This is a genomic window from Hyphomicrobium sp. B1 (genome assembly GCF_049532635.1).
Classification (GTDB): domain Bacteria; phylum Pseudomonadota; class Alphaproteobacteria; order Rhizobiales; family Hyphomicrobiaceae; genus Hyphomicrobium_B.
This window is the reverse complement of record NZ_CP134871.1, coordinates 2,144,627-2,166,867: the sequence shown is the minus strand read 5'-3', so window position 1 is coordinate 2,166,867 and position 22,241 is coordinate 2,144,627. Positions and strand designations below refer to the sequence as shown.

The 22,241-nt window shown below is 58.3% G+C and carries 14 protein-coding genes and 6 pseudogenes; 11 read left to right on the top strand and 9 right to left on the bottom strand.

The annotated features are described in order from the left end of the window. Positions 1–16: 16 nt before the first annotated feature. Entirely contained in the window at positions 17–2,341 is a 2,325-nt protein-coding gene (gspD, locus tag RLW55_RS10395; RefSeq protein ID WP_414463661.1) for a type II secretion system secretin GspD, read from the top strand. A 28-nt stretch (positions 2,342–2,369) separates the two neighbouring features. Here gspD and RLW55_RS10390 read toward each other — a convergent pair whose 3' ends face one another. Next, complete coding sequence (locus tag RLW55_RS10390) at positions 2,370–2,879, bottom strand: prepilin peptidase (protein WP_423414131.1); 510 nt, start codon at positions 2,877–2,879, stop codon at positions 2,370–2,372. A gap of 142 nt (positions 2,880–3,021) precedes the next feature. Next, complete coding sequence (locus tag RLW55_RS10385) at positions 3,022–3,276, bottom strand: hypothetical protein (RefSeq protein ID WP_414463663.1); 255 nt, start codon at positions 3,274–3,276, stop codon at positions 3,022–3,024. A 136-nt stretch (positions 3,277–3,412) separates the two neighbouring features. Here RLW55_RS10385 and RLW55_RS10380 point away from each other — a divergent pair. Continuing rightward, positions 3,413–4,686 (top strand): annotated as a pseudogene (locus RLW55_RS10380) (IS256 family transposase). A 129-nt stretch (positions 4,687–4,815) separates the two neighbouring features. Then, positions 4,816–5,154 (top strand): annotated as a pseudogene (locus RLW55_RS10375) (class I SAM-dependent methyltransferase); the annotation flags it as partial. Positions 5,155–5,680: 526 nt separating this feature from the next. Here RLW55_RS10375 and RLW55_RS10370 read toward each other — a convergent pair. Further along, a complete protein-coding gene (locus tag RLW55_RS10370; RefSeq protein WP_414463664.1) occupies positions 5,681–5,974 on the bottom strand; it encodes a DUF6508 domain-containing protein in 294 nt (97 codons plus the stop codon). 94 nt (positions 5,975–6,068) lie between these two features. On the opposite strand from RLW55_RS10370, the pseudogene RLW55_RS10365 reads away from it, so the two are divergent. From RLW55_RS10365 to RLW55_RS10345, 5 genes and pseudogenes are all read left to right on the top strand, one after another. Beyond that, positions 6,069–6,602: pseudogene (locus RLW55_RS10365) on the top strand (IS630 family transposase); the annotation flags it as partial. 76 nt (positions 6,603–6,678) lie between these two features. Then, a complete protein-coding gene (locus RLW55_RS10360; protein WP_414463665.1) occupies positions 6,679–7,728 on the top strand; it encodes an IS110 family transposase in 1,050 nt (349 codons plus the stop codon). Positions 7,729–8,035: 307 nt separating this feature from the next. Next, positions 8,036–8,581 (top strand): annotated as a pseudogene (locus RLW55_RS10355) (IS630 family transposase); the annotation flags it as partial. A gap of 564 nt (positions 8,582–9,145) precedes the next feature. Next, positions 9,146–10,732, top strand: coding sequence for a carboxylesterase/lipase family protein (locus tag RLW55_RS10350; RefSeq protein WP_414463666.1), 1,587 nt, complete (start codon positions 9,146–9,148; stop codon positions 10,730–10,732). Positions 10,733–11,017: 285 nt separating this feature from the next. Further along, a complete protein-coding gene (locus RLW55_RS10345) occupies positions 11,018–12,730 on the top strand; it encodes a carboxylesterase/lipase family protein (RefSeq protein ID WP_414463667.1) in 1,713 nt (570 codons plus the stop codon). Positions 12,731–12,789: 59 nt separating this feature from the next. On the opposite strand, the gene RLW55_RS10340 is transcribed toward RLW55_RS10345, so the two are convergent. Then, positions 12,790–13,788 (bottom strand): helix-turn-helix domain-containing protein, encoded by a 999-nt coding sequence (locus tag RLW55_RS10340; RefSeq protein ID WP_414463668.1) that lies wholly within the window; start codon positions 13,786–13,788, stop codon positions 12,790–12,792. Positions 13,789–13,941: 153 nt separating this feature from the next. Between RLW55_RS10340 and RLW55_RS10335 the strand changes: the two genes are divergently transcribed. Next, positions 13,942–14,901 carry an IS5 family transposase gene (locus RLW55_RS10335; protein WP_414463669.1) on the top strand — a complete coding sequence of 320 codons (960 nt, stop codon included), beginning with the start codon at positions 13,942–13,944 and terminating at the stop codon, positions 14,899–14,901. Positions 14,902–15,278: 377 nt separating this feature from the next. Here RLW55_RS10335 and RLW55_RS10330 read toward each other — a convergent pair whose 3' ends face one another. After that, the gene (locus RLW55_RS10330) at positions 15,279–15,632 is read right to left on the bottom strand and encodes a hypothetical protein (protein WP_414463670.1); all 354 of its coding nucleotides are present in this window, start codon (positions 15,630–15,632) and stop codon (positions 15,279–15,281) included. Between the two features lie 336 nt (positions 15,633–15,968). Between RLW55_RS10330 and RLW55_RS10325 the strand changes: the two genes are divergently transcribed. Then, entirely contained in the window at positions 15,969–16,406 is a 438-nt protein-coding gene (locus tag RLW55_RS10325) for a universal stress protein (protein ID WP_414463671.1), read from the top strand. A gap of 168 nt (positions 16,407–16,574) precedes the next feature. On the opposite strand, the gene RLW55_RS10320 is transcribed toward RLW55_RS10325, so the two are convergent. From RLW55_RS10320 to RLW55_RS10310, 3 genes and pseudogenes are all read right to left on the bottom strand, one after another. After that, on the bottom strand, positions 16,575–17,057 hold the full coding sequence (locus RLW55_RS10320; protein WP_414463672.1) for a tetratricopeptide repeat protein: 483 nt from the start codon (positions 17,055–17,057) through the stop codon (positions 16,575–16,577). Positions 17,058–17,086: 29 nt separating this feature from the next. Continuing rightward, positions 17,087–18,195: pseudogene (locus RLW55_RS10315) on the bottom strand (IS630 family transposase). Positions 18,196–18,283: 88 nt separating this feature from the next. Further along, positions 18,284–19,530: pseudogene (locus tag RLW55_RS10310) on the bottom strand (IS256 family transposase). A gap of 3 nt (positions 19,531–19,533) precedes the next feature. Between RLW55_RS10310 and RLW55_RS10305 the strand changes: the two are divergent. Beyond that, complete coding sequence (locus RLW55_RS10305; RefSeq protein ID WP_414463673.1) at positions 19,534–19,767, top strand: PadR family transcriptional regulator; 234 nt, start codon at positions 19,534–19,536, stop codon at positions 19,765–19,767. A gap of 76 nt (positions 19,768–19,843) precedes the next feature. Here the strand turns inward: RLW55_RS10305 and RLW55_RS10300 are convergent, their stop codons facing one another. Next, positions 19,844–22,168: an FAD-dependent oxidoreductase gene (locus tag RLW55_RS10300; RefSeq protein ID WP_414463674.1), complete on the bottom strand. Its 2,325-nt coding sequence runs from the start codon at positions 22,166–22,168 to the stop codon at positions 19,844–19,846. Between the last annotated feature and the right edge of the window lie 73 nt (positions 22,169–22,241).

Sequence of the window (22,241 nt, the reverse complement as noted above, 5' to 3'; positions counted from 1 at the left end):
ACGGGGGAAAGCGTTGATGACTGGGTGGAAGTTTCTGGCCCTGGCCGGATGTGTTTCTATCAGCGTTTCGGGGTGTTCTGCTTTGCTCGAAAAGCCACTCATAGAGCCGCCGGATGAGATGGCTAAGCTTTCCAACGCAGATCTTTCCCCTGTCGCTCAAGCAAAATATCGGCCGCAAGTTAGCCCCGGTATGAGCACCGGCTCGATAGAACGGAAATATCCTGGCGATAACCGGATCGCGCGAATGCCTCGGACCTCAACCCCGGGTGTTACCCAGACTAATACGGGATACGAACTCAACTTCGCCGACACTGAGCTTTCCGAACTTGCAAAGGTGATCCTCAAAGACACATTGGGCATTACGTACGTCTTTGACTCCCACGTCGAGGGCCGCGTGACGGTCTCGACAGGCGGTCCTGTTACGCGGGCTGAGCTCATCTCTATTCTCGAGAGCATCTTGGCGACAAATCACGCAGCCTTGCTCATAGAGAACAATGTCTACCGCATTGTTCCGGAGGCGGATGCTCATCAACAGGGGATTTCAGCATTCGACTATGTCCGCGAAAGCCATGAGGTTGGCGCCGGCTATGGAGTGTCGATTTTCGCACTTCGGTATGTGTCCACCGAGGCGATGATGCGGATGCTCGATGGCTTGATGGTGAAGCAGGACGATCTTCGCGCCAGCGTCTTTGACAACCTTCTATTCATTCGCGGATCGAGCCAAGTCCGCCAGTCAGTTGTCGATATCGTTGCCATGTTCGACGTTGACTGGATGAAAGGACAGTCTGCTGGAATATTTAAACTCGCCAATGCATCGCCTGACGATGTGATACGCGAGTTGCAGCAAGTGTTTCAGGCCAGCAAGCAAGGTCGCGGAATGGTAAGGTTCCAACCTATCGGGCGCCTCAACGCGATTTTGGCCCTAGCCCCCCGGTCCCAGACCATCGATAAGGTCGGAGACTGGATTTCGCGTCTCGATCATGGCGGCGCTGACGACGACAACTACTATGTCTATAGAGTCGAGAACGGCAGGGCCAGGGACCTGGCAAAGCTATTGATGGCTGCGTTCTCAGGTTCAGGCGGCGGATCTGTTCGTGGACCCGAGGAAAAAGAGGTTGCGCCAACGCTCGGAGCATCGAGACTGAGCTCGACCAGCAGCAGCTTTGGAAGCTCTTCAACGAATTCGGCTGGAAGCGGATTCGGCACTAGCGGGGGCGGAACCGGCAATAGCAGTTTCGGCGGTGGCGACACCCCTGGAGCATCAAACAACAACAGCCCGTTAAAGGGCGCTCCTCCGCTGGCATCGTCAGATGATGATTCGTCATCGGATATTTCGACATCTTCCACGTCCTCATCATCGTCGTCATCCGACGGCGTGCGTATCACCCCGGACGAGCACAACAACAAGCTTCTGATCAGAGCATCTGAGCGGAACTACAAAAAGATCCTCCAAATCCTGCGTCGGGTTGATCAGCCTCCCTTGCAGGTCCTAATTAACGCCACTCTCGCCGAAGTGACTCTCAATAAGAACTTGCAGTATGGCGTGCAGTTCTTCTTCCAGAAGAACCACGGGAAAGCGGGGGGCATCGGATTCAGCACTGCGGACGCGCTGGCGATTGCTCCGGTCACACCGGGTCTCAATTTGATTGCGGGGAGCGTAGGCTCCGATCCGAGAGTCATTCTCGACGCGCTTGCGCAGGAAACCGCTGTTCGTGTGGTGTCGTCACCATCGGTGGTGGTCCTTCATAACCAACAAGCGACGCTGGAAGTGGGAGACCAAGTTCCGATTATCACCCGTGAAGCTCAAAGTGTCATCAATCCGGATTCGCCGACCGTCAATGAGATCGACTATAAGAACACGGGCGTTATCCTCAACGTTACGCCCCGCATCAACAGCAACGGTTTGGTGACGATGGAGATTCAGCAAGAGGTAAGCGCCCTGCAGAATCCGACGGGTCAAGCGAACGCAACGGCCTCCCTCACGCCGACGATATCTCAGCGACGCGTCACAAGTACTATTGCTGTGCAGAGTGGCCAGATGGTCGTTCTTGGTGGTCTCATACGCGAAGAAGTGAACCGTTCGAAATCGAGCATACCTGTGCTCAACAAAATTCCGTATTTGGGCGACGTATTGGGCGGGGAGACAGACAACAGCAAAACACGGACGGAGCTCATCGTGTTCATCAGACCTACGGTTATCCGCGATCCGGAGGACGCGGCGGATGCCGCAGAGGCGCTGCGCGCGGGCATGGCTTCGTTGGCGCCGCGGCCTACAGCTTGGGATGCACGCGTGGAGGGCTATGGTGGGAGAAACGAGCCGGGAGGAGGCGCAATTAAATGAATTACGATGCTGCGGTTGGTAATGACGTCTAGGCAGCAGCCGCTAAGGCATTTGCACACCAGATGATCCAAATCGCCGGTGCCAGGAAGACACCAAACGGCATTGCGGTGGCGCCGGATAGCACCCGCCTTTGCCACAGCATCATCGCGATGATGTAGGCGATCGCTAGGATGCATCCTAATAGCAGGACATTCGTCATCCCCTGGAAACCCGTCCAGGCCCCGGCAACTGCGCCGAGTTTTACATCTCCGAGGCCAAGGCCTTCTCTGTCGCGCCAGTAAAAGTAGGCTTCCCTGATGCCATACAAGAGCATCGCACCGAATATCGCCGCCCCGGTGTGGTCTAGTGTCAGCGATGGGTCACGTTGGAGGTCGCCCAGAAAATATGTCGCCAGCAATCCGATAGGGATTGATGGCAACGACAAGGCATCGGGGATTATGTAACGTGCGGCGTCGGATGCGGCGATCCCCAGCATTGTCCAGCCGAGGACGCAAGAGAGTGCGGCGTAGGGAAATTCGAAGACGTAAAGAGAGATCACCGCAATCGCTATTGCCGCGCAAGCGATGACAGGTGGTGCAACGCGAGTGCGAGTCATCGGTGCCGTCCGTCTTGCGATGAAAACATACACGCCGCGGCGGCAGAGCCCGGGTTTGGACGCGATGTTCCAGCATGGATAACCACTAGCGTGTTACGATCGGCAGAGGTACGGGCCCCGTAATAGTAACGGCCAATGGCACGGACGCGTCGACGATATTCACTGGGAACGGCGTGCCACCAGTGGTGACCGGGAGCGGAGTGTTCACGTCAAATGCGACGACGCGAACGTTGGCAATCGATTGCGCGTCCGCGGCCGTCACCGTGAAGAAGGGTCGAATCACGATCCAAACCAGGGCGATCGCTATTACGGTCTGAATGAACTTGCTGTATCTATCCATTTTTTTGGCTCGCTAGAAGGATTGAAATCGGGTTCAGGGGATGTCCCGGGGTTCTGTTGAATTTCTGAAGAGGTCGGCGTTGCCCACCTTGAGCCGGTAGGCTCGGGGTGCTGATTCCACAAAGGAGAGCAACGCCATGACAAGAGATATCACACCAGCTGGTTCGCCGGCGACCGGGGCTGTGGACGAAGCGTATGCGGAAGTGCGGGCGAGCTTTGATCGGTTCTGCCTTACGGCAGGGATCGAGGCGCTCGGCACGATGATGGAGGCGGATGTCACGGCGGCCTGCGGGCCGCGCCACGGTCGTGACACGGCGCGGCGGGCGCACCGTTGGGGCCGCACGCGGGGACGGATCGGCTTCCACGGCGGCAAGATCGAGGTCGAGCGCCCGCGGGTTCGTGGCGTGGACGGCCGCGAGGTCACGATTCCGAGCTGGGAAACGGCGGCGCAGGAGGACTGGCTCGGTCGCTGGGCGATGAACCTGATGCTGATCAACGTGTCGACGCGCCGGTTCGCCGCGCTGTCCGGCTGCCCGAGGGTGACGTGCCGGCACCGCCCGGATCGGGGGTTTCGAAGTCGGCGGCCTCGCGGAGGTTCGTCGCGCTGTCGGCGGCGCGGCTGGCCGACTTCATGACTGCCGATCTGTCCGCGCTCGACCTTCTGGTGGTCCAAATCGACGGGCTGCATATCGGCGACGATCTCGTGCTGGTCGCCGCGATCGGTGTCGACGGTGAAGGCAACAAGCATCCGCTGACGCTGGTGGAAGGGGCGACCGAGAACGCCGCAACGGTTCAGGCCCTGCTGGACAACCTGGTCTCGCGCGGGCTCGCACCGACGGTGCCAAGACTGTTCATCGTCGACGGCGCGAAAGCGTTGTCGAAGGCGATCCGCCGCACCTTCGGCTCGGCCGCCGCGATCCAGCGCTGTCAGATCCACAAGGCGCGCAACATCATGGAACGCCTGCCGAAAGAGCATCATGCGGCCACCCGTCGGGTGCTGCGCCAGGCCTGGGAGCTCGATGACGCCGACAAGGCTGAAAAATTGATCCGCAATCTCGCGCGTCGACTCGACCAGCGATGGCCCGGCGTAGCGGCCAGCATCCTCGAAGGCGTCGACGAAATCCTGACTGTCGTCCGATTGAAGCTGCCGAAGGAGCTTCGTCGATCGCTCGCCTGTACCAACATCGCCGAGAATATGATGGGCACCATTCGCCGCGTCACACGCAACGTCAAACGCTGGCGTGATGCCAGCATGGCGTTGCGATGGGTCGCGGCCGGCATGATCGAGGCCAACAAGAGCTTCCGACGATTGAAGGCGCATAAGCAATTGTCGGTTCTGCGTGCGGCCCTTCAAGCTCACCACGATCGCATGACGATCAAGCCCGTTGCCCACGTCACGAGGGCCGCGTAACATTCAGTCCGGCAACGTCGGCCCGACCTAGTTCAACAGCGATCGGGACATCTCCTGGGCAAAGTAGCAAACTACCATAGCCTGAATCATCGAAACCAAGAGTTGATAGAGCCGTTTGCGATCAACGGGCTGCCCTCGCGAGCGGAAGTTCTTCCCGCTGTTGACAATTCCGGACTCATCGTCACCGATATCGAGATCCTGAGGTTGCACTATGCCGACACGCTTGCGGCGTGGCGCAACCGTTTCCTCAGTCATCGCGCAGATGCTGCGGCCGTTCTCGGCGAAAGGTTCTGCCGTATGTGGGAATTCTATCTGGCGGGAAGCGAAGTTGGTTTTCGCTACGGCGGACTGATGGTTTTCCAAATGCAACTTACCAGGAAAATCGACGCGATTCCCAACACGAGGAACTACATCACCGAAGAAGAGTCGCGGCTACGCCAACTGGAGCAAGCCGCCGAGGCTCGATGATGGTCCACGGGTCGCGAAGCGAACGGACGCGCGTGCCGAGAGGACTGCCGATTGAAAGGGACTTTTCTGGAAGCTGATCGAGTACCGCCGCGTGCGCCTGCTCTTGATGAATTTGCGGAGTTGTCCACGAGTTCAAACTCGCTTCCGGGTGGAAGCCATAAGCATCGGGCTCGGAACGGTCGCGCGAGACTGGTGTCCGCGCGCGTCAGATTATCGTTCGTAGACTGACGAGATCGCCCTGTGAAGCTTGTGGGCCTAGCCAAAATTCTGCTTGTTGCGCCTCGCTTGAAAAATTGCGCTATCGATATTCGCAACAACTTGAGTCATGCTGTCAACCTGATCGTCGTCGGAAATATTAGGGAACGCGCTCGCCTCGTACAGAAACTTCTCGAGAAGCGGTGCCGATATTGGGCTCAGAACTTCGCCGGCATCAATTCTGAGAATCGCTCGCCCGAAGCGTTCGATCTTGGAATCGGATGGTCGACATTTTGAAGCTGGTCCAGACATGATCGAAGCTGACGTCGCGTCAGACCAGGATATGTTCCGATAACCGGCCTTCCTCAGATTCTGCGCTACCCCGATCGCCGCACATCGCTTGAGCTTCGTCCGAATGAGCCCATGATGCCCAGTCGAAACCGCGTAACACCCATCCACGATTATAGGCGGTCCTGATAAACGCCTCGGCGACGTCGCCGAAAATCACATAAGGCATGATGATGGAACCAGATTTCGTCTTCTGAGCGGGACTAAACTCACCGGGCGCAAAATCGGGATCTTCCAGAGCTGGAAGATAGCGGGTCATCTCCTGGAGTTGCTGCATGAGATCGGCTTTGACCGGAATATATTCAAGATTCTAGTGTTCCGTCCCGGACACAGGATTCCCACGGCCTGGCAAATCAGTCATTCTCGGGGACATGCGAGCAAACATATCCTTCAAGGTGAGCGCGGCTGAGCGGGAGCGCCTGCAGCGCCTGGTAGCGGATCGCAACACGCCAGCGAAAGTCGTATGGCGCGCCAAGATCATCCTTGGCTCCGCGGATGGCTTGGGCACGATGGCGATCATGCGCGCCACGGGCAAATCGAAGCCATGTGTGTGGCGCTGGCAGGAGCGGTTCGCGGCGGAAGGGGTGGATGGCCTTGTGCGCGACAAGACGCGTCCGCCGGGCCGGGCGCCATTGTCGGCGGCGGTGAAGCGCAAAGTGCTCGCCAAGACCGCGAACGAAACGCCGCCGGACGCCACGCATTGGAGCGTGCGGACGATGGCGAAGGCGGTCGGCATCAGCCGCACGAGCGTCCAGCGCATCTGGGCCGAAGCCGGCCTCAAGCCGCATCTGGTGAAGAGGTTCAAGATCTCCAGCGATCCGGCGTTTGAGGAGAAGGTCACGGATGTGGTGGGGCTCTACATGAAGCCGCCTGATCGCGCTCTGGTGCTGTGTGTGGATGAGAAGAGATCCCATGGGGAGTGGATAGCGACCGACGCTCTGGCAGAGTGAGGTTGCTGACCCACCCACTCTGGAGGCGACCATGCAAATAATTACTGACCAACCCCAAGCGCCGACCGCTATCCGCACCGATTTTGGCGCGATTTTCGTCTCGTTGGAACTTAGTCGATCGACCTGGCTGATTACATCGCTGTCGCCGGGCGGCGGAGAAAAGATGTCGAAGCATACGGTTCGCAGCGGCGATGTCGCTGGACTGTGGGCACGGTTCTGTCAGCTCAAGGACAAGGTGCAGGTCCGCACGGGGCATGTCGTTCCTATCATCGTGATTCAGGAGGCGGGTCTCGACGGCTTTTGGATTCACCGCTTGCTGCAGGACGAACGGGTCGAAAGCCACGTCGTTGATCCTGCTTCAATCGCGACGTCGCGCCGGCGTCGACGGGCGAAGACTGACAAGATCGACGGGGAAGCTCTGGTGCGCGCGCTGCTGGCGTATAAGCGAGGCGAGCCGCGGGTGTGCGCCATGGTTCGAGCACCGACCCCACAAGAGGAGGATCGCCGCCGGATCTGTCGCGAGCGCAAGACGCTGACAGCGGAGCGGGTCGAGCACGTCAATCGGATCAAGGGGCTGCTCTTCGCCCAGGGCATCTCTGACTATGGGCCCTTATTGCGCAAAAGACGGGAGCGGCTTGAGGAACTCAGGACCGGTGATGGTCGTCCGCTACCTGAGCATTTGAAGGCACAGATTGGACGCGAACTTGATCGGCTCCCGGAATTCGCCGGTGTCCTGTGGTCGGAGGGGTTGTTCCGAAACTTTTCCAACCGACGGCAGGTTGCCGCTTATGCCGGATTGGCGCCGACGCCCTGGCGGAGCGGATCCGTCGCGCACGAACAAGGCGTCTCCAAAGCCGGAAACCCGCGGCTGCGAACAACCATGATCCAGCTCGCCTGGTTGTGGGTAAGGCATCAGCCCCGTTCGATACTGACCCTGTGGTTTCATCAGCGCGTACAGCTCAATGGTGGCCGAGTTCGGAAAGTGCTGATCGTTGCCTTGGCGCGAAAGCTGCTGATCGCCTTCTGGAAATATGTGACCGCCGGGGTTGTGCTGGAAGGAGCCGAGACAACGGCCGCCTGAAAACAAACGCTTCCCCCTTTTCAATCTTCCGGGGCCTGATCAGCTCCGGTGGATCCAGGTGAGCGGACCGAAATTTGGCCTGGCTTAAAAAGCCGAAGAAGAGAATGGTCCCGCCCTCCTGAGCCCTCGCCCGACGCAAGCGGGATATTGGTGCGGCCGATGTGAGCGGCGACCGGATGTGAGTTTGAAGCGGCATCGGAAACGGGCCGGGTCATGCAAACGGGCTCAGACCTTGGATACGCAGCAACGACCGGAGATTTACCATGGAATCCTGATCCGAACATCTTGACCCACAAATCCCCATGTGAGCCAGATCCAGGCCCTTGACCGCACGCAGCCCGGCCTGCCGATGAAGAAGGGGCGGCTCGGTACGATGACGCACGACTACAAGCGCAACGGCACCACCACCCTGTTCGCCGCCCTCAACGTCCTCGACGGCACCGTCATCGGCAGGAACATGCAGCGCCATCGCCATCAGGAGTTCATCCGCTTTCTCAATGCCATCAACACCGAGGTTCCCGCAGACAAGGCGGTGCACGTGGTCCTCGACAACTATGCTCCCCACAAGCACCCCAAGGTGCGCGCCTGGCTCGACCGTCACGAGCGCTTCACCTTCCACTTCACTCCGACATCATGCTCATGGCTCAACGCGGTAGAAGGCTTCTTCGCCAAGCTGTCCAAGCGCCACCTGAAACGCGGCGTCTTCCACTCCATTGTCGATCTCCAGGCCGCCATCAACCGTTTCCTCGCCGAGCACAACCAGCAGCCAAAGCCCTTCACCTGGACCGCCGATCCCGACAAGATCATCGCCGCCGTCAAGCGCGGGCACCAAGCGTTAGATTCCATCCACTAGCAAATAGTTTTTGGGAATATTCGGCTGTCGACCGCATTCGATGAAACCGACGGACATTGGAAGCAACGAAATGCACGCCTGAAAAAGAGTCGCGAGTTCTTCAGCTGGGGCAGTGCATAGCGTCTGCGCGAGCATCGTGAGGCAGCCGGCCAATGGACCAACCAGTTTTTCTGAAGGTATTAGGACGTTTGAAAATTTGTGATCGACGTCCTGTGCTTTCGGGAATGCAGAAGTTGGAATGATGAAGGCGAGATTATCGCACTGTGCAGATTTCCGGAGCCGGCTCTTTGCATCGCAAAATCAAGATTAATGTCGCTCACTGCATATTACTGTCGGTTTCTGCAACGCAGTCGCTCTCGAAGTGCCCTTTAGTACGGCCTCCCCAAGTGGAGAGCAAAGAAAATAGCAAACACACACACAACGACTAGGGAGCGAACTATGCAAAGCTCGTTTAACCTGAGCCAACGACAACGATCGACACGTAGTGCAATTCTGGTTTGTTCGCTGATCTCGACCGCAGTTATTACCTCGCCTACGTCGGCAGGCGCGAATAGCGACGGTCCAGTGGTCAAAACGGCCGAAGGCAAGGTGCGCGGCCTCACCGAAAATGGCGTCAACATCTTCAAAGGTATTCCGTATGCCGCTCCGCCGGTCGGGAAGTTGAGATGGATGCCGCCGCAGCCGGTCAAGCGCTGGAAAGGTCAACTCGACGCTACGCACTATGCAAATACTTGTCCGCAGGTAACTACTCTTGGAGCCTTTGCAGGTCCGACCAGCGCGAACGAGGACTGCCTTTATCTCAACGTCTTCGCCACCAACAAGAATAACAACAAAAAGAAACCTGTCATCGTCTGGATTCATGGTGGTGGCAATGTCGATGGCGAATCCAACGACTATGACGGAAGCAAGCTCGCGACTGGTGGTCCCGACGGCACGCCAACAGTTGTTGTAACACTGAACTATCGACTGGGTTTATTCGGAACGTTTTCCCATCCGGCGATCAACAAAGAAGGCCATCTCTGGGGCAACTACGGCACCCTCGATCAGCAGGCTGTGCTTCGCTGGGTCCAGCGCAACATCTCAGCTTTCGGCGGCGACCCAACCCGCGTGGCGGTGGGCGGCCAATCCGCTGGGGCTTATAACACGGGTGTGAACTTCTTGTCGCCCTTGAGCAATGGTCTTTTCAATCGCGCAATCTTCCAAAGCTCGCCTGGTTTCTTTTCCACACTTCCGACAGCTGCGGATGCACTAACGCGCGGCAAAAATTTTGCCAAGGCTGCCGCTTGCCCAACCGGTTCGGGTGCAAAGGCCGCTGACTGTCTGCGCAATCTCTCTGCGGCGCGCATTCTGCAGTTACAGGGTACGCCAAATGCCGATGGCCCTTACACGACGGGCACGCCGTTCGTCGACGGAACGATCATCCCCATCACCCCTGAAAAAGCCTGGGCCACCGGGCGGTTCAATAAAATGCCGGTCATGGGTGGCGCAACCAAGGACGAGATGACATTCCTAACAGGCATCAGCGAATACTTCGCAACACCGCAGGCACCGATGACCGCCGATCAGTATGCAGCTGCGGTCACACAAGGCGCGCCTTGCGCCTTCTGCACCGGTGGTGCAATGCCGGCAGGTGTTGCCGATCAGTATCCACTGTCCACATACAACAACGATCCGATGATCGCCTACGAACGCGTGGTGACAGATACTGCGAAGTGCAAAGAAGTTCACGTGTTACAGAAATTGGCGCCGCTGGTCCCGACGTATGCCTACGACTTCACCTATCCCAATGCGCCGTACTATTTCCCGAAGATGCCGGGCTTCAAAGCTCTGGCGTCTCATACCATCGATATCCAGTTCCTGTTCAATAACTGGCATGGCGGCAATATCGGCGTGAACCTTGATCAGGAGACAGGCCAGCCTCGCGAACTCAATGAGAAAGAAACAAAGCTCTCCGATCAGCTTGTCGCTGCATGGACCAACTTCGCAAAGAATGGCAATCCGAACGGCTCGGGCAACTCGCCTTGGCCGAAGTTCGATGCCGGACAGAACGCGAAATATTTCGTGCAGGACGTTCCGCTGTCAACGACGCCGGTATCGCAATTCCGATCTGTTTATAAATGCGATTTCTGGGACACCGTCGCCAGCTACTAAGCAGCTACGCACGACAAGAACTCTGGAAGTGGCGACAGAAGCCGCCACTTCTCAATCCGAAATGCTTGGGGTGTTAATCAACGCTGCGTTGGCATAGGCAAGATGCGCGGAGTTGAGTGCAAAAGATACAGGTCCAAAATCCGGATTATGGCGCTCCAGGCCAATTCTGTTCGCTCAGGACAAACGAAATAACGCCATGAGTATGCTTCCGTCACTTCCTTGCGAAAGAAGCAGCGAATTATTCTCAATAAAAGAAAAGCAAACAATCTGCAATGGAGAGGAATAATGCAAAGTATCTTCAATCTCGGCGCTCGACATAGTTCGTTGCGCCAAAGTCTTCTTGCGTGTTCAATGCTTGCAGCAGGACTAGCGATAACTCCCGCAATTGCCCAAAACAACAACGACAATAGCGGACCGACCGTCAAGACGACCGATGGAAAGATACGCGGATACACAAAGGATGGCGTCAATATCTTCCTGGGCATTCCGTATGCCGCTCCGCCCGTCGGCAATCTGCGCTGGCAGCCGCCGCAACCAGTCAAACGCTGGAAAGGCCAACTCGACGCCACGCACTATGCGAACACGTGTCCGCAGGTAACGACCCTCGGCGCATTTGCAGGTCCGACGAGTGCGAACGAAGACTGCCTTTATCTCAACGTCTTCACTACCAACAAGAATAACAACAAAAAGAAGCCGGTCATCGTCTGGATTCATGGCGGTGGAAATTTCGATGGCGAGTCGAGCGACTACGATGGCAGCAAGCTGGCGACCGGCGGCCCGAACGGTACCCCGACCGTCGTTGTGACGATGAACTACCGCCTAGGCCTGTTTGGCTTTTTTTCACACCCTGCGATAAATAAGGAAGGCCATCTCTGGGGCAACTACGGCATCCTCGATCAGCAAGCTGTGCTTCGCTGGGTTCAGCGCAACATTTCAGCGTTCGGTGGTGATCCGTCCCGTGTTGCGTTGGGCGGCCAATCTGCAGGCGCGCTCGATACCGGACTCAACTTGCTTTCGCCGTTGAGCAATGGCCTGTTCAACCGAGCCATCGCGCAGAGTTCACCAGCATTTTTCGACACAGCCATTCCAGCAGCCACCGCGTCGAGCACCGGCAAGAACTTTGCGACTGCGGCCGGATGCAAGGGATCTGATGCGGCCGCCGCAAAATGCCTGCGCGATCTCACAGCGGCGCGCATTCTGCAATTGCAAGGCACGCCCAACGCGAACAGTGCTTTCATCAGTTTAGCAATTGCCGATGGCACAATCATCCCGACCAATCCGGCGCAAGCCTTGGCAGCCGGCAGGTTCAACAAGATGCCCGTCATGGGAGGCGCGACCAAAGACGAGGGCACGTTCTTTACAGGTATTACTGAATATTTCTCCGGCCCGCCTCAGTCGCCGATGATAGCGGATCAGTATGCAGCGGCGATCGCACAAGGAGCGCTTTCTCCTTTCCTTGGAACGCCATTTCCGGCCGGAACTGCAGATCAGTACCCGCTCTCCAACTATGGCGGCGATCCGATGGCCGCTTACGACAGAGCGACGACGGATCCGATCAAGTGCAAGGATCTCCACGTTCTACAGACATTGGCGTCGCAGGTGCCGACCTACGCCTACGATTTCACCTATCAGAACAGCCCTTACTACTTCCCGAAGATGCCGGGCTTCAAAGGTCTGGCAGCACACACGATTGACATCCAGTTCTTGTTCAACAACTGGCATGGCGGACAACTCGGCGTGAATCTCGACCAGGAGACGGGTCAGCCACGAGAGTTAAATAACAAGGAAACGAAACTATCCGATCAGCTCGTTGCCGCGTGGACTAACTTCGCGAAGAGCGGCAATCCGAATGGCTCGGGGAATTCACCCTGGCCAAAGTTCGGCGCCGGCAACAGCGCGAAGTACTTCGTCCAGGACATACCTCTCTCGACGACGACTGTCTCGCAGTACAGAAGCGAGTACAAATGTGATTTCTGGGATCCGGTTGCAGGCTACTGAACGGTGGCCGACGTAAACCAGCGGAAGTGGCGGCAGTGTTCGCCACTTCCGCTGGCCGTTTAACCCCTGCGTCTACATTCTCTCGGGGTACAATCAAATCGCTTCTTGAAAGCTCGGGTAAATGTTGAAAGATCACTGAACCCCCAGCGGAAAGCCAAGGCCGAAATAGGAATGTTGTCGTATGCGTTGGAGACAAGGTCGCGACGTACACCTTCTAGGCGTTTTCCCATCACGTAAGTGCCGAATGTCGTGCCATTGATAGCGAATTGCCTATGAATGTATCTTACGGACACGTTGAAATGTTCAGCTGCTGCACCCGGAGATAGTTCCGCGTTACCGAGATTATGTTCGATAAATTTCAACAACTCTCGAACATAGCGGCTAGGTATTAGCTCCATTCGTTCTATAAGCTCTTTCCTTCTCCGCCCGGCAGCCATCGGCAGAAGAATAATGGAAGCATCATACAAAGCTGCCAGCTCTTCCGACGAAGTAGTTGGCAACGTCATCACCAGAGCGTCCAAACACGCCGCCAGTGGATTGGCCAATTGTTCAGGTGGAATAGAAATATTGCGAAACAGAGAGTTAGCGTTCTCTAAGTCATTGAAACGAACCTTTGGGACCACGAGCGAGAATACATCGTAGGAGCGTTCAGCACGCTCCTTAACTTTGACCGGAGATGAGCCATCAAAAATCATCAAGCTTCGCTTTATTCCGCACGCGTCCCGTCCATCCTGTTCTACTTGCGCTGCGCCGTGCAAAATGTAACAAACATAAAAGACGTCCTCATTTGAATTTGCTATTTCTGTCCCTGAACGCGTTCCAATAAGGGGCGTCATTTGCACACGAGAAATCAGGTCGGAACCCAATTCTGCACTTATAATGCGTGCATGAAAATCAGCGTCCGGCATCATTTCGAAACGCCAAGGCATGCCCTTACTTGCAAGCGTGTCGCGAAAGCGAGCGAACTTTTGCTTTTCCGAACAACTTTCCGCATCAAAAATAGTGATTGAGAGGTTTGTCTGCTCCGAATGTCTAATATTCTTTCTATTGCTATTCATGGATTGCTCCCCCAGCGGGACGGAAAGCGCCTCTCCAATTTAGATTCTCAATGTAATCCTCATTTCGCCCCGCGTTGCAAGAAGAATCTAGGGAGCCTCTGAACAACCACTCGACCATGGCACACTGAGGTCATTGATTCGAGGGGGCAACGGATGGCTGACCAGTTGAGCTTTGCATCGCTCGAGTTTGCAGCGAAGAAGAAGCGCACGAAGCGGGATGTATTCCTGGCCGAGATGTCGGCCGTGGTGCCGTGGGCCCAGCTCGAAGCGCTGATCGAGCCGCACTATCCCAAGCTTGGCCCGCAGGGCGGGCGCCGCCCGTTCCCGCTGCCGACGATGCTGCGCATCTACTGCCTGCAGCAGTGGTACAACCTCTCCGACCCTGGCGCCGAGGAGACGCTTTACGACATCCAATCGATGCGCGCGTTCGCCGGTCTCGAACTCGGCCGCGATGCGATCCCCGACGAGACGACGATCCTCAACTTCCGCCATCTGCTCGAACGGCACGAGCTGACGAAGGCGATCTTCGAGAGCGTGGCCGAGCACCTCGCGGCCAAGGGCGAGTTGCTGCGCGGCGGCACCATCGTCGACGCGACGCTGATCGCCGCCTCATCCTCGACGAAGAACAAGGAGCAGAAGCGCGATCCCGCCATGTCATCGTCGAAGAAGGGAAACCAGTGGTACTTCGGCATGAAGGCGCACATCGGCGTCGATGCGGAAAGCGGGCTCGTGCACACGGCCGGCGTGACGACGGGCAAGGTTCACGATGCGAAGGTGATGGCCAACCTGATCCGCGAGGACGACACCGCGGTCTACGGCGACAAAGGCTACGCGAGTGAGGAGAAGAAGCGCGCTGCCGAAGACGCCGGTGTGCTCTGGGCGGTGAAGGAGAAGGCGAAGCCCGGCCGCGATCTCACGCAGCGCCAGCGCGCGAGGAACCGCCGCTTCGGCAAGGTGCGCGCAAAGGTCGAGCACGTCTTCCGTGTCCTGAAATGCCAGTTCGGCTATCGCAAAGTGCGCTACCGCGGCATCGCCAAGAACGGCGCACAGGTGTTCGCGCTCTTCGCGCTCGCCAATCTCTACCTCGCTCGCAGTCGACTTGCGTCTGCTTGAGCGAGGAATGCGGGCCGAACGGCGCCGTAGCGGCATCTGCCAGCTGCTCGAACGCCCCCAAAAAGCGCGATGAACGTCACTGCCGCCCCTGGCCGAGCGTGCTATTCAGAGGTTCCCTAACAAACCGAATGCAATCTCGCCAATCTTCGTTCGTCAGAATGTGCGTATTTCGCTTCTCGTCGTCATTGCCGGCCAATCACCGCATCACAGACGCTTAGCGGATTCGTCGCGATAAACCTTGATATAATGGTCTGTGTCCGATCACTTAGAAACTTATCTGAGATCCAAAGGCAACGGTGTCCGCATCCTCTAAATTCCGACCTGGGACGTCGACTTCATGATGCCTGTAGCGTAGCCAAACCAACATGGCAGCAACGTCAATTTCCTGAGCAACGCCGAGTCCCCAAAATTGTGCTCCCCGACCCATCGATAACCTTGGCGCCACCTTGAGTGTTGTTCACGTCATAGATTGCAACGCCATCGGTCGATTGCAGATATTCTCCGAATGGGATGGTGTGGCCGAGTGACGTAAATTTCAATCGATCGCCAATTTTGAGATAGTACGTATCTGTTGTTGGATTGTTCATTTTATTGACTTGCTGGTTGATGCGTGCCCATGCGCCGAGAGCGAACAAACCTGTTGGTTCGTGCTCAAGATATGTGCCCACCTGCCAGACATTTAGACGGTCGTCGGATGCAAAGGTATTATTGAGCGGGTTTTTCCAATTCATCGACGAGTCAGAATAACTTACTATGCCTTGAACTTTCAGATCTCGTAGCGCATCCGGTTAAGAATGGAGAGGGTCGTATTGGGAAAACAGTTGACCCGTATCAATGCGCTCGTCCCCGTCTCTCAGTCTTGATGTCGTTGGCTACCGGTGTCCCTCTCCGGCTAGCTCGATTGGGTGGCTCAGCTTCAACCCCCCGTGATGCTGAGCCAGGGCTTCGGATACATCCGAGGCAAAGACCCAAGATAAGCGGCACTAGGCTCCCCCCGCCTAGTGCCGCGCCTTCAAAGGTTCGCTCACCCCTTCTCAGGATCCGACGGCCACCAGTGAGGAAAAGACATGCAACAGATCTTGGTGGCGACCGACGGGTCCGAAAGTGCAGAACGCGCCGTGGATGTTGCGGCGGAGTTGGCAAAAGCTACCGGCGGCATCCTGCATATCGTGTACGTGGCAAGCGACTTGCCCGAAGAGACGTTGCACGAGGTGAGGCGGAGCCCTGCCATGGAGAAGCTAATCGGCGACGCTATCGATCAACATTCCAAGCAGATCTTGATACGTGCACGGGAAAGAGCGCTGGCTAAAGGCGTGAAGACTGTTCAAACCCAGCAACTGTGGGGAGACGCCGCTCAAAATATCTTGGATGCATCCCAGAGTGTGGGGGCGAATATGCTTGTCGTTGGAAGACGAGGGCGTGGGCGTCTCGCCGCTCTGTTGCTCGGCAGTGTATCGCAAAAAGTGGCGAGCCTCTCGCCTAGCGTTGTCGTCGTGGTTCCGTAGAGCGACTCCCTCACGTTCATGAAAGATTGTCGGTCTATAGCTCGGGAGACTTCGCTATCTGCAATAAAGTTCGCGTTATAATCGTTGTCGGCCAGATTAGCTTAGCAAGCACACGGCCGGCGTGCCGCAATATTCCATCAAGAGCGCAGTTTAGCCGAAGGCGCAAACTTATGGCGCCGCACCCAGCCTCTTCAGGCCTGAAGAGGCTGGCGAAAGTAAGGGATCGAGGGCCAAGGCTTTCCGATAGTCCGAAATACTCGCAACGCGAACTCCAAGAATTTCGTTCACCATCGCACGGTTCAAATATGCAGTGGTCATGTCGGGCTCGAGCTCAATCGCCTTCGAATAGTCGGCGACCGCTTTCTCAAAATTTTGTAGATCGAAGTAGATGTTACCGCGATCATAATACGCAATACCATTGTTCCGGTCAGCTGCTATGGACGCGCTGAAGTCGGCCAAGGCTTTGGCCGATTGGCTCTGTCCCGCATAGGCGATGCCTCGGTTGATGTACGCGATGGACAGGTTTTCGGTTATCATTGTATGATCAATAATTTCGGTGCATCCGTGAATCTGTCGAGCAATATTTGAGCCGTCATTGCATTCCGAAACAGCATCAGCATGGACCGCTGTCGAAATGAAAATCAGCGTCAAGGCAAGAATACATCTCACAGCACGTCAACCTAGTGTTCCGACTCTGACGGTTGATACCCAGCTTTGACGGCTTCGAGTGCGTTGAAGGCACGCCGTTCCTTTTCCAGGATGGTGTGCGCCGTCTTGCTCCACACGAACGGCTTTGGATTGGCGTTGTGGCTCGCCAGATAGTCGCGGATGGCAGCCTCGAGCGCGGCCACGCTGGCAAACGCACCGCGCCGGATGCGCTTTCTCGTGATCTCCGCGAAGAAGCGCTCGACCAGATTGAGCCAGGAGGCGCTGGTCGGCGTGAAGTGCAGATGGAAGCGTGGATGCTTGGCGAGCCAGGCCTTCACCGCTGCCGTCTTGTGCGCCCGTAGTTGTCCACCACCAGATGCAGGGCGAAACGGTCGTCCACGATCTCGTCGATCAACTTGAGGAAGGCGATGAACTCCCGCGCACGGTGTCGCGGCTTGCAGTCGCCGATGACCAGGCCGGTCCTTACGTCGAGCGCGGCATAGAGCGTCGTCGTGCCGTGCCGCTTGTAGTCGTGCGTCATCGTCGCCGCCCGGCCCTTCTTCAAGGGCAGGCCGGGCTGCGTGCGGTCAAGGGCCTGGATCTGGCTCTTCTCATCCACACACAGCACCAGAGCGCGATCAGGCGGCTTCATGTAGAGCCCCACCACATCCGTGACCTTCTCCTCAAACGCCGGATCGCTGGAGATCTTGAACCTCTTCACCAGATGCGGCTTGAGGCCGGCTTCGGCCCAGATGCGCTGGACGCTCGTGCGGCTGATGCCGACCGCCTTCGCCATCGTCCGCACGCTCCAATGCGTGGCGTCCGGCGGCGTTTCGTTCGCGGTCTTGGCGAGCACTTTGCGCTTCACCGCCGCCGACAATGGCGCCCGGCCCGGCGGACGCGTCTTGTCGCGCACAAGGCCATCCACCCCTTCCGCCGCGAACCGCTCCTGCCAGCGCCATACACATGGCTTCGATTTGCCCGTGGCGCGCATGATCGCCATCGTGCCCAAGCCATCCGCGGAGCCAAGGATGATCTTGGCGCGCCATACGACTTTCGCTGGCGTGTTGCGATCCGCTACCAGGCGCTGCAGGCGCTCCCGCTCAGCCGCGCTCACCTTGAAGGATATGTTTGCTCGCATGTCCCCGAGAATGACTGATTTGCCAGGCCGTGGGAATCCTGTGTCCGGGACGGAACACTAGGTCGGGCCGACGTTGCCGGACTGAATGTTACGCGGCCCTCGTGACGTGGGCAACGGGCTTGATCGTCATGCGATCGTGGTGAGCTTGAAGGGCCGCACGCAGAACCGACAATTGCTTATGCGCCTTCAATCGTCGGAAGCCCTTGTTGGCCTCGATCATGCCGGCCGCGACCCATCGCAAGGCCATGCCGGCATCACGCCAGCGTTTGACGTTGCGTGTGACGCGGCGAATGGTGCCCATCATATTCTCGGCGATGTTGGTACAGGCGAGCGATCGACGAAGCTCCTTCGGCAGCTTCAATCGGACGACAGTCAGGATTTCGTCGACGCCTTCGAGGATGCTGGCCGCTACGCCGGGCCATCGCTGGTCGAGTCGACGCGCGAGATTGCGGATCAATTTTTCAGCCTTGTCGGCGTCATCGAGCTCCCAGGCCTGGCGCAGCACCCGACGGGTGGCCGCATGATGCTCTTTCGGCAGGCGTTCCATGATGTTGCGCGCCTTGTGGATCTGACAGCGCTGGATCGCGGCGGCCGAGCCGAAGGTGCGGCGGATCGCCTTCGACAACGCTTTCGCGCCGTCGACGATGAACAGTCTTGGCACCGTCGGTGCGAGCCCGCGCGAGACCAGGTTGTCCAGCAGGGCCTGAACCGTTGCGGCGTTCTCGGTCGCCCCTTCCACCAGCGTCAGCGGATGCTTGTTGCCTTCACCGTCGACACCGATCGCGGCGACCAGCACGAGATCGTCGCCGATATGCAGCCCGTCGATTTGGACCACCAGAAGGTCGAGCGCGGACAGATCGGCAGTCATGAAGTCGGCCAGCCGCGCCGCCGACAGCGCGACGAACCTCCGCGAGGCCGCCGACTTCGAAACCCCCGATCCGGGCGGTGCCGGCACGTCACCCTCGGGCAGCCGGACAGCGCGGCGAACCGGCGCGTCGACACGTTGATCAGCATCAGGTTCATCGCCCAGCGACCGAGCCAGTCCTCCTGCGCCGCCGTTTCCCAGCTCGGAATCGTGACCTCGCGGCCGTCCACGCCACGAACCCGCGGGCGCTCGACCTCGATCTTGCCGCCGTGGAAGCCGATCCGTCCCCGCGTGCGGCCCCAACGGTGCGCCCGCCGCGCCGTGTCACGACCGTGGCGCGGCCCGCAGGCCGCCGTGACATCCGCCTCCATCATCGTGCCGAGCGCCTCGATCCCTGCCGTAAGGCAGAACCGATCTTGCCCACCTTGAGCCGGTAGGCTCGGGGTGCTGATTCCACAAAGGAGAGCAATGCCATGACAAGAGATATCCCGTCTTTTGATGACATGCACGTCAAGACGCTATGTTTGGCCATCCTGTCCTTTGGAGAGGCGACAGGTTACGAGATCCGCAAACGCGCTGCGGAAGGGCCGCTCAGCTACTTCACCGAGGCAAGCTTCGGGGCCATCTATCCGGCGCTCGATCGCCTTTGGCGCGAGGGGCTGATCGAAAGGCGACGGGAAGCCCGCCCCGCAAGGTATACTCTCTGATGGAAGCGCGAGAAAAGGCTTTGGTCGAGGCCCTGCATCAGCCGTTGAAGCCCGACGTATTCAAGTCCGAGTTCCCTCAAGGTGAGCCACCGCGAATGACCTTCCTGGCGACCGCGTAACCTTCGGTTTGATGCGATCGAATGGTCTTGTATGAAAAATCATAGTCGAGAGAAGCAGGCTCTCGGTCTTGTCCTTGCCGCCTGAACCGCGTGATGGTCGTCGCAGCTCCGTCGCCCATGAGTTGAATATACGCCGGCAAATGTTTGATCCTGGCGGTTTCCGCCGGATCTAGATGGGTGAGAAGATGATCGATGAGCTTGCGATAGGCGCCGATCGTTTCGCGATGGCGCAGGTCGCTTCTTGTCCGTTCGGAATAGACGATCTCGTCGCGCCGGAGCAGCACCTCCATCATGTTGGTCGGAAGCGGACTTCTGCCCGAGAACAGATCGACGATGAAAACCCGCTTGCCGTCCGGACCGCAGCGGTCGACGAGAAGATCAAGCGGTGAGTTGCTGACAATGCCGCCGTCCCAATAGGCATTGCCGTCGACGACCGTCCAGGGGAATCCCGGCGGCAGGCTGCCGCTCGCCAGGACATGCTCGGGGGTGAGATCGTCGACATAGCTGTCGAAGACTTCGAGCTCCGCCGTGGTGACATTGACAGCGCTGATGAGCAAGCGTACCGGGCTCGTCTTGAGCGCCGTGAAATCCACGTACTTCGCAAGAAGCTCCTTCACGGGCGCGGTGTCGTAATAGCTCGTCCAGTTTACTGGGAATTCGGTGAGCGAGCTGAACGGCAGCATCCAGCGGGGTCGAAAGAACCGCGGCACCCCGAATGTCAGGACCTGTAACGCTGCCGCCGCTCGCTCACCGCAGGCGAATGGCAGCTCCACGGTCGCGACGGCCAATTCGGCCCAGAATGCTTCAAGCGCCGGCGTCGCATGACGCGGGTTGCTGGCGATGATCGCGCCGTTGAACGCGCCGATCGAAACGCCGGCGACGATGTCCGGGAAAATCTCCTCCTCTTCGAGGGCCTTGACGACACCGCACTCGAAGGCGCCGAGAGCACCTCCGCCCTGAAGGACCAGTGCCGTCCCCGCAGGAATATGCTCCAGGGGAAAGGCCGGATCACTGAGCCGGTCCTTGATCGCGCGTACATTCACCCGATGGCGGATCAGGCCTTCGGCGAGCCGGGTTTCATCGACGGGCCTGCCTATCGAGAACAGCGCACGCGGCACGTCGCCCTTAAGATAAAACAGCGCGAAGGATCGGGTTTCGATCGCGCCGCGACCGATCCGTTCCTCCGCCTCCGTGGGCCAGCCGAGCATGTTGAAGCCAATATCGCCGATCTCGCAGAAGAAATAGGAAACCTCGTCATAGGGCAGCCGGCGTCCCACCATGTTCCTAGCGGCAAGACGTCCCTGCTTCACCGCATTGTCCCAATGTTCGATGTGGCGGCGCCGTGCGAAGACCGGGTCATAGAACGTGGTGACATCGCCGGCCGCGAAGACATCCGGCGCGCTCGTCCTAAGCAGCGCGTCCACCACGACGCGTCCCTCCTCAAGGGCGATGTTGCTGTCATGCAGAAACGCGGTGGCCGGCACGACACCGATGCTGACGACCACGAGCTCGCAGGGCATCCGCTGCCCGGATTTCATCTCGAGTTCCTGAACGCGGTCCTGGCCACGGAGCGCAACCGCCGTGTCGTTCAGCAGCACCGAGACTCCACGATTTTCGACATATCGCTGGAAGTAGGCGGAGACGTCGGCGGATTCGAGATGTGGAAGCAGCCGGTCACCGAATTCGATGATGTTGACATCGAGGCCGAGCTCGACCAGCGACATGGCGATTTCCATACCAAGAAAGCTGCCCCCGAGCACCACGGCACGCCTGGCTTGGGCGGCGGCCCGACGAACCATCTCGGCGTCGGCTCTCTGCCGCAGGACATGGATTCCGGCGAGATCTGCGCCTGGGACGAGAAGAGGCTTCGGTGTCGCGCCGGTGGCGATCAGGAGCTGGCCATAGTGGATCCGTTCGCCCATTGCGGTCGTTATCGTGTGGCTTTCCGGATCGACGGATGCCACCCGGGCGTTGAGTTGCAGATCGATCGCCTTCTGGCGATAGAAGCTTTCGGGGTGAACGAAGATCTGCTGCCCGATGCCGTCGTCGAGTAGCATCCGCTTGGACAGGGGCGGCCGGTGGTATGGCGGCAGATCCTCCTGCGACAGGATCAGAATCGAGCCGGCAGCCCCTTCCGCCCGCAACGTCTCGGCCGCGACGGCGCTGGCGACGCCACCTCCGACCAGCAGGAAATCGATATGTCGCGGCGGGGGATGCGAGTTGTCGACGGACACCGCAGTGTCCGTCGACACCCCTTGCTCCGGCTCGAACCCCGGCATCATAATTTGAGCCCTTCAACATTGCCGAGTCGCGCCGGAACGGAACACGTGTCGGGGGCGACCTTCCGTGGCGGCG

Excerpts from the sequence above, each read along its gene's own strand:
- RLW55_RS10335 (WP_414463669.1), top strand. The coding sequence starts at position 13,942 with ATGGCTGACCAGTTGAGCTTTGCATCGCTCGAGTTTGCAGCGAAGAAG.
- RLW55_RS10370 (WP_414463664.1), bottom strand. The coding sequence starts at position 5,974 with ATGCAGCAACTCCAGGAGATGACCCGCTATCTTCCAGCTCTGGAAGAT.
- RLW55_RS10330 (WP_414463670.1), bottom strand. The coding sequence starts at position 15,632 with ATGAATTGGAAAAACCCGCTCAATAATACCTTTGCATCCGACGACCGT.
- RLW55_RS10300 (WP_414463674.1), bottom strand. The coding sequence starts at position 22,168 with ATGATGCCGGGGTTCGAGCCGGAGCAAGGGGTGTCGACGGACACTGCG.
- RLW55_RS10325 (WP_414463671.1), top strand. The coding sequence starts at position 15,969 with ATGCAACAGATCTTGGTGGCGACCGACGGGTCCGAAAGTGCAGAACGC.
- RLW55_RS10360 (WP_414463665.1), top strand. The coding sequence starts at position 6,679 with ATGCAAATAATTACTGACCAACCCCAAGCGCCGACCGCTATCCGCACC.
- gspD (WP_414463661.1), top strand. The coding sequence starts at position 17 with ATGACTGGGTGGAAGTTTCTGGCCCTGGCCGGATGTGTTTCTATCAGC.
- RLW55_RS10345 (WP_414463667.1), top strand. The coding sequence starts at position 11,018 with ATGCAAAGTATCTTCAATCTCGGCGCTCGACATAGTTCGTTGCGCCAA.
- RLW55_RS10340 (WP_414463668.1), bottom strand. The coding sequence starts at position 13,788 with ATGAATAGCAATAGAAAGAATATTAGACATTCGGAGCAGACAAACCTC.
- RLW55_RS10305 (WP_414463673.1), top strand. The coding sequence starts at position 19,534 with ATGACAAGAGATATCCCGTCTTTTGATGACATGCACGTCAAGACGCTA.
- RLW55_RS10385 (WP_414463663.1), bottom strand. The coding sequence starts at position 3,276 with ATGGATAGATACAGCAAGTTCATTCAGACCGTAATAGCGATCGCCCTG.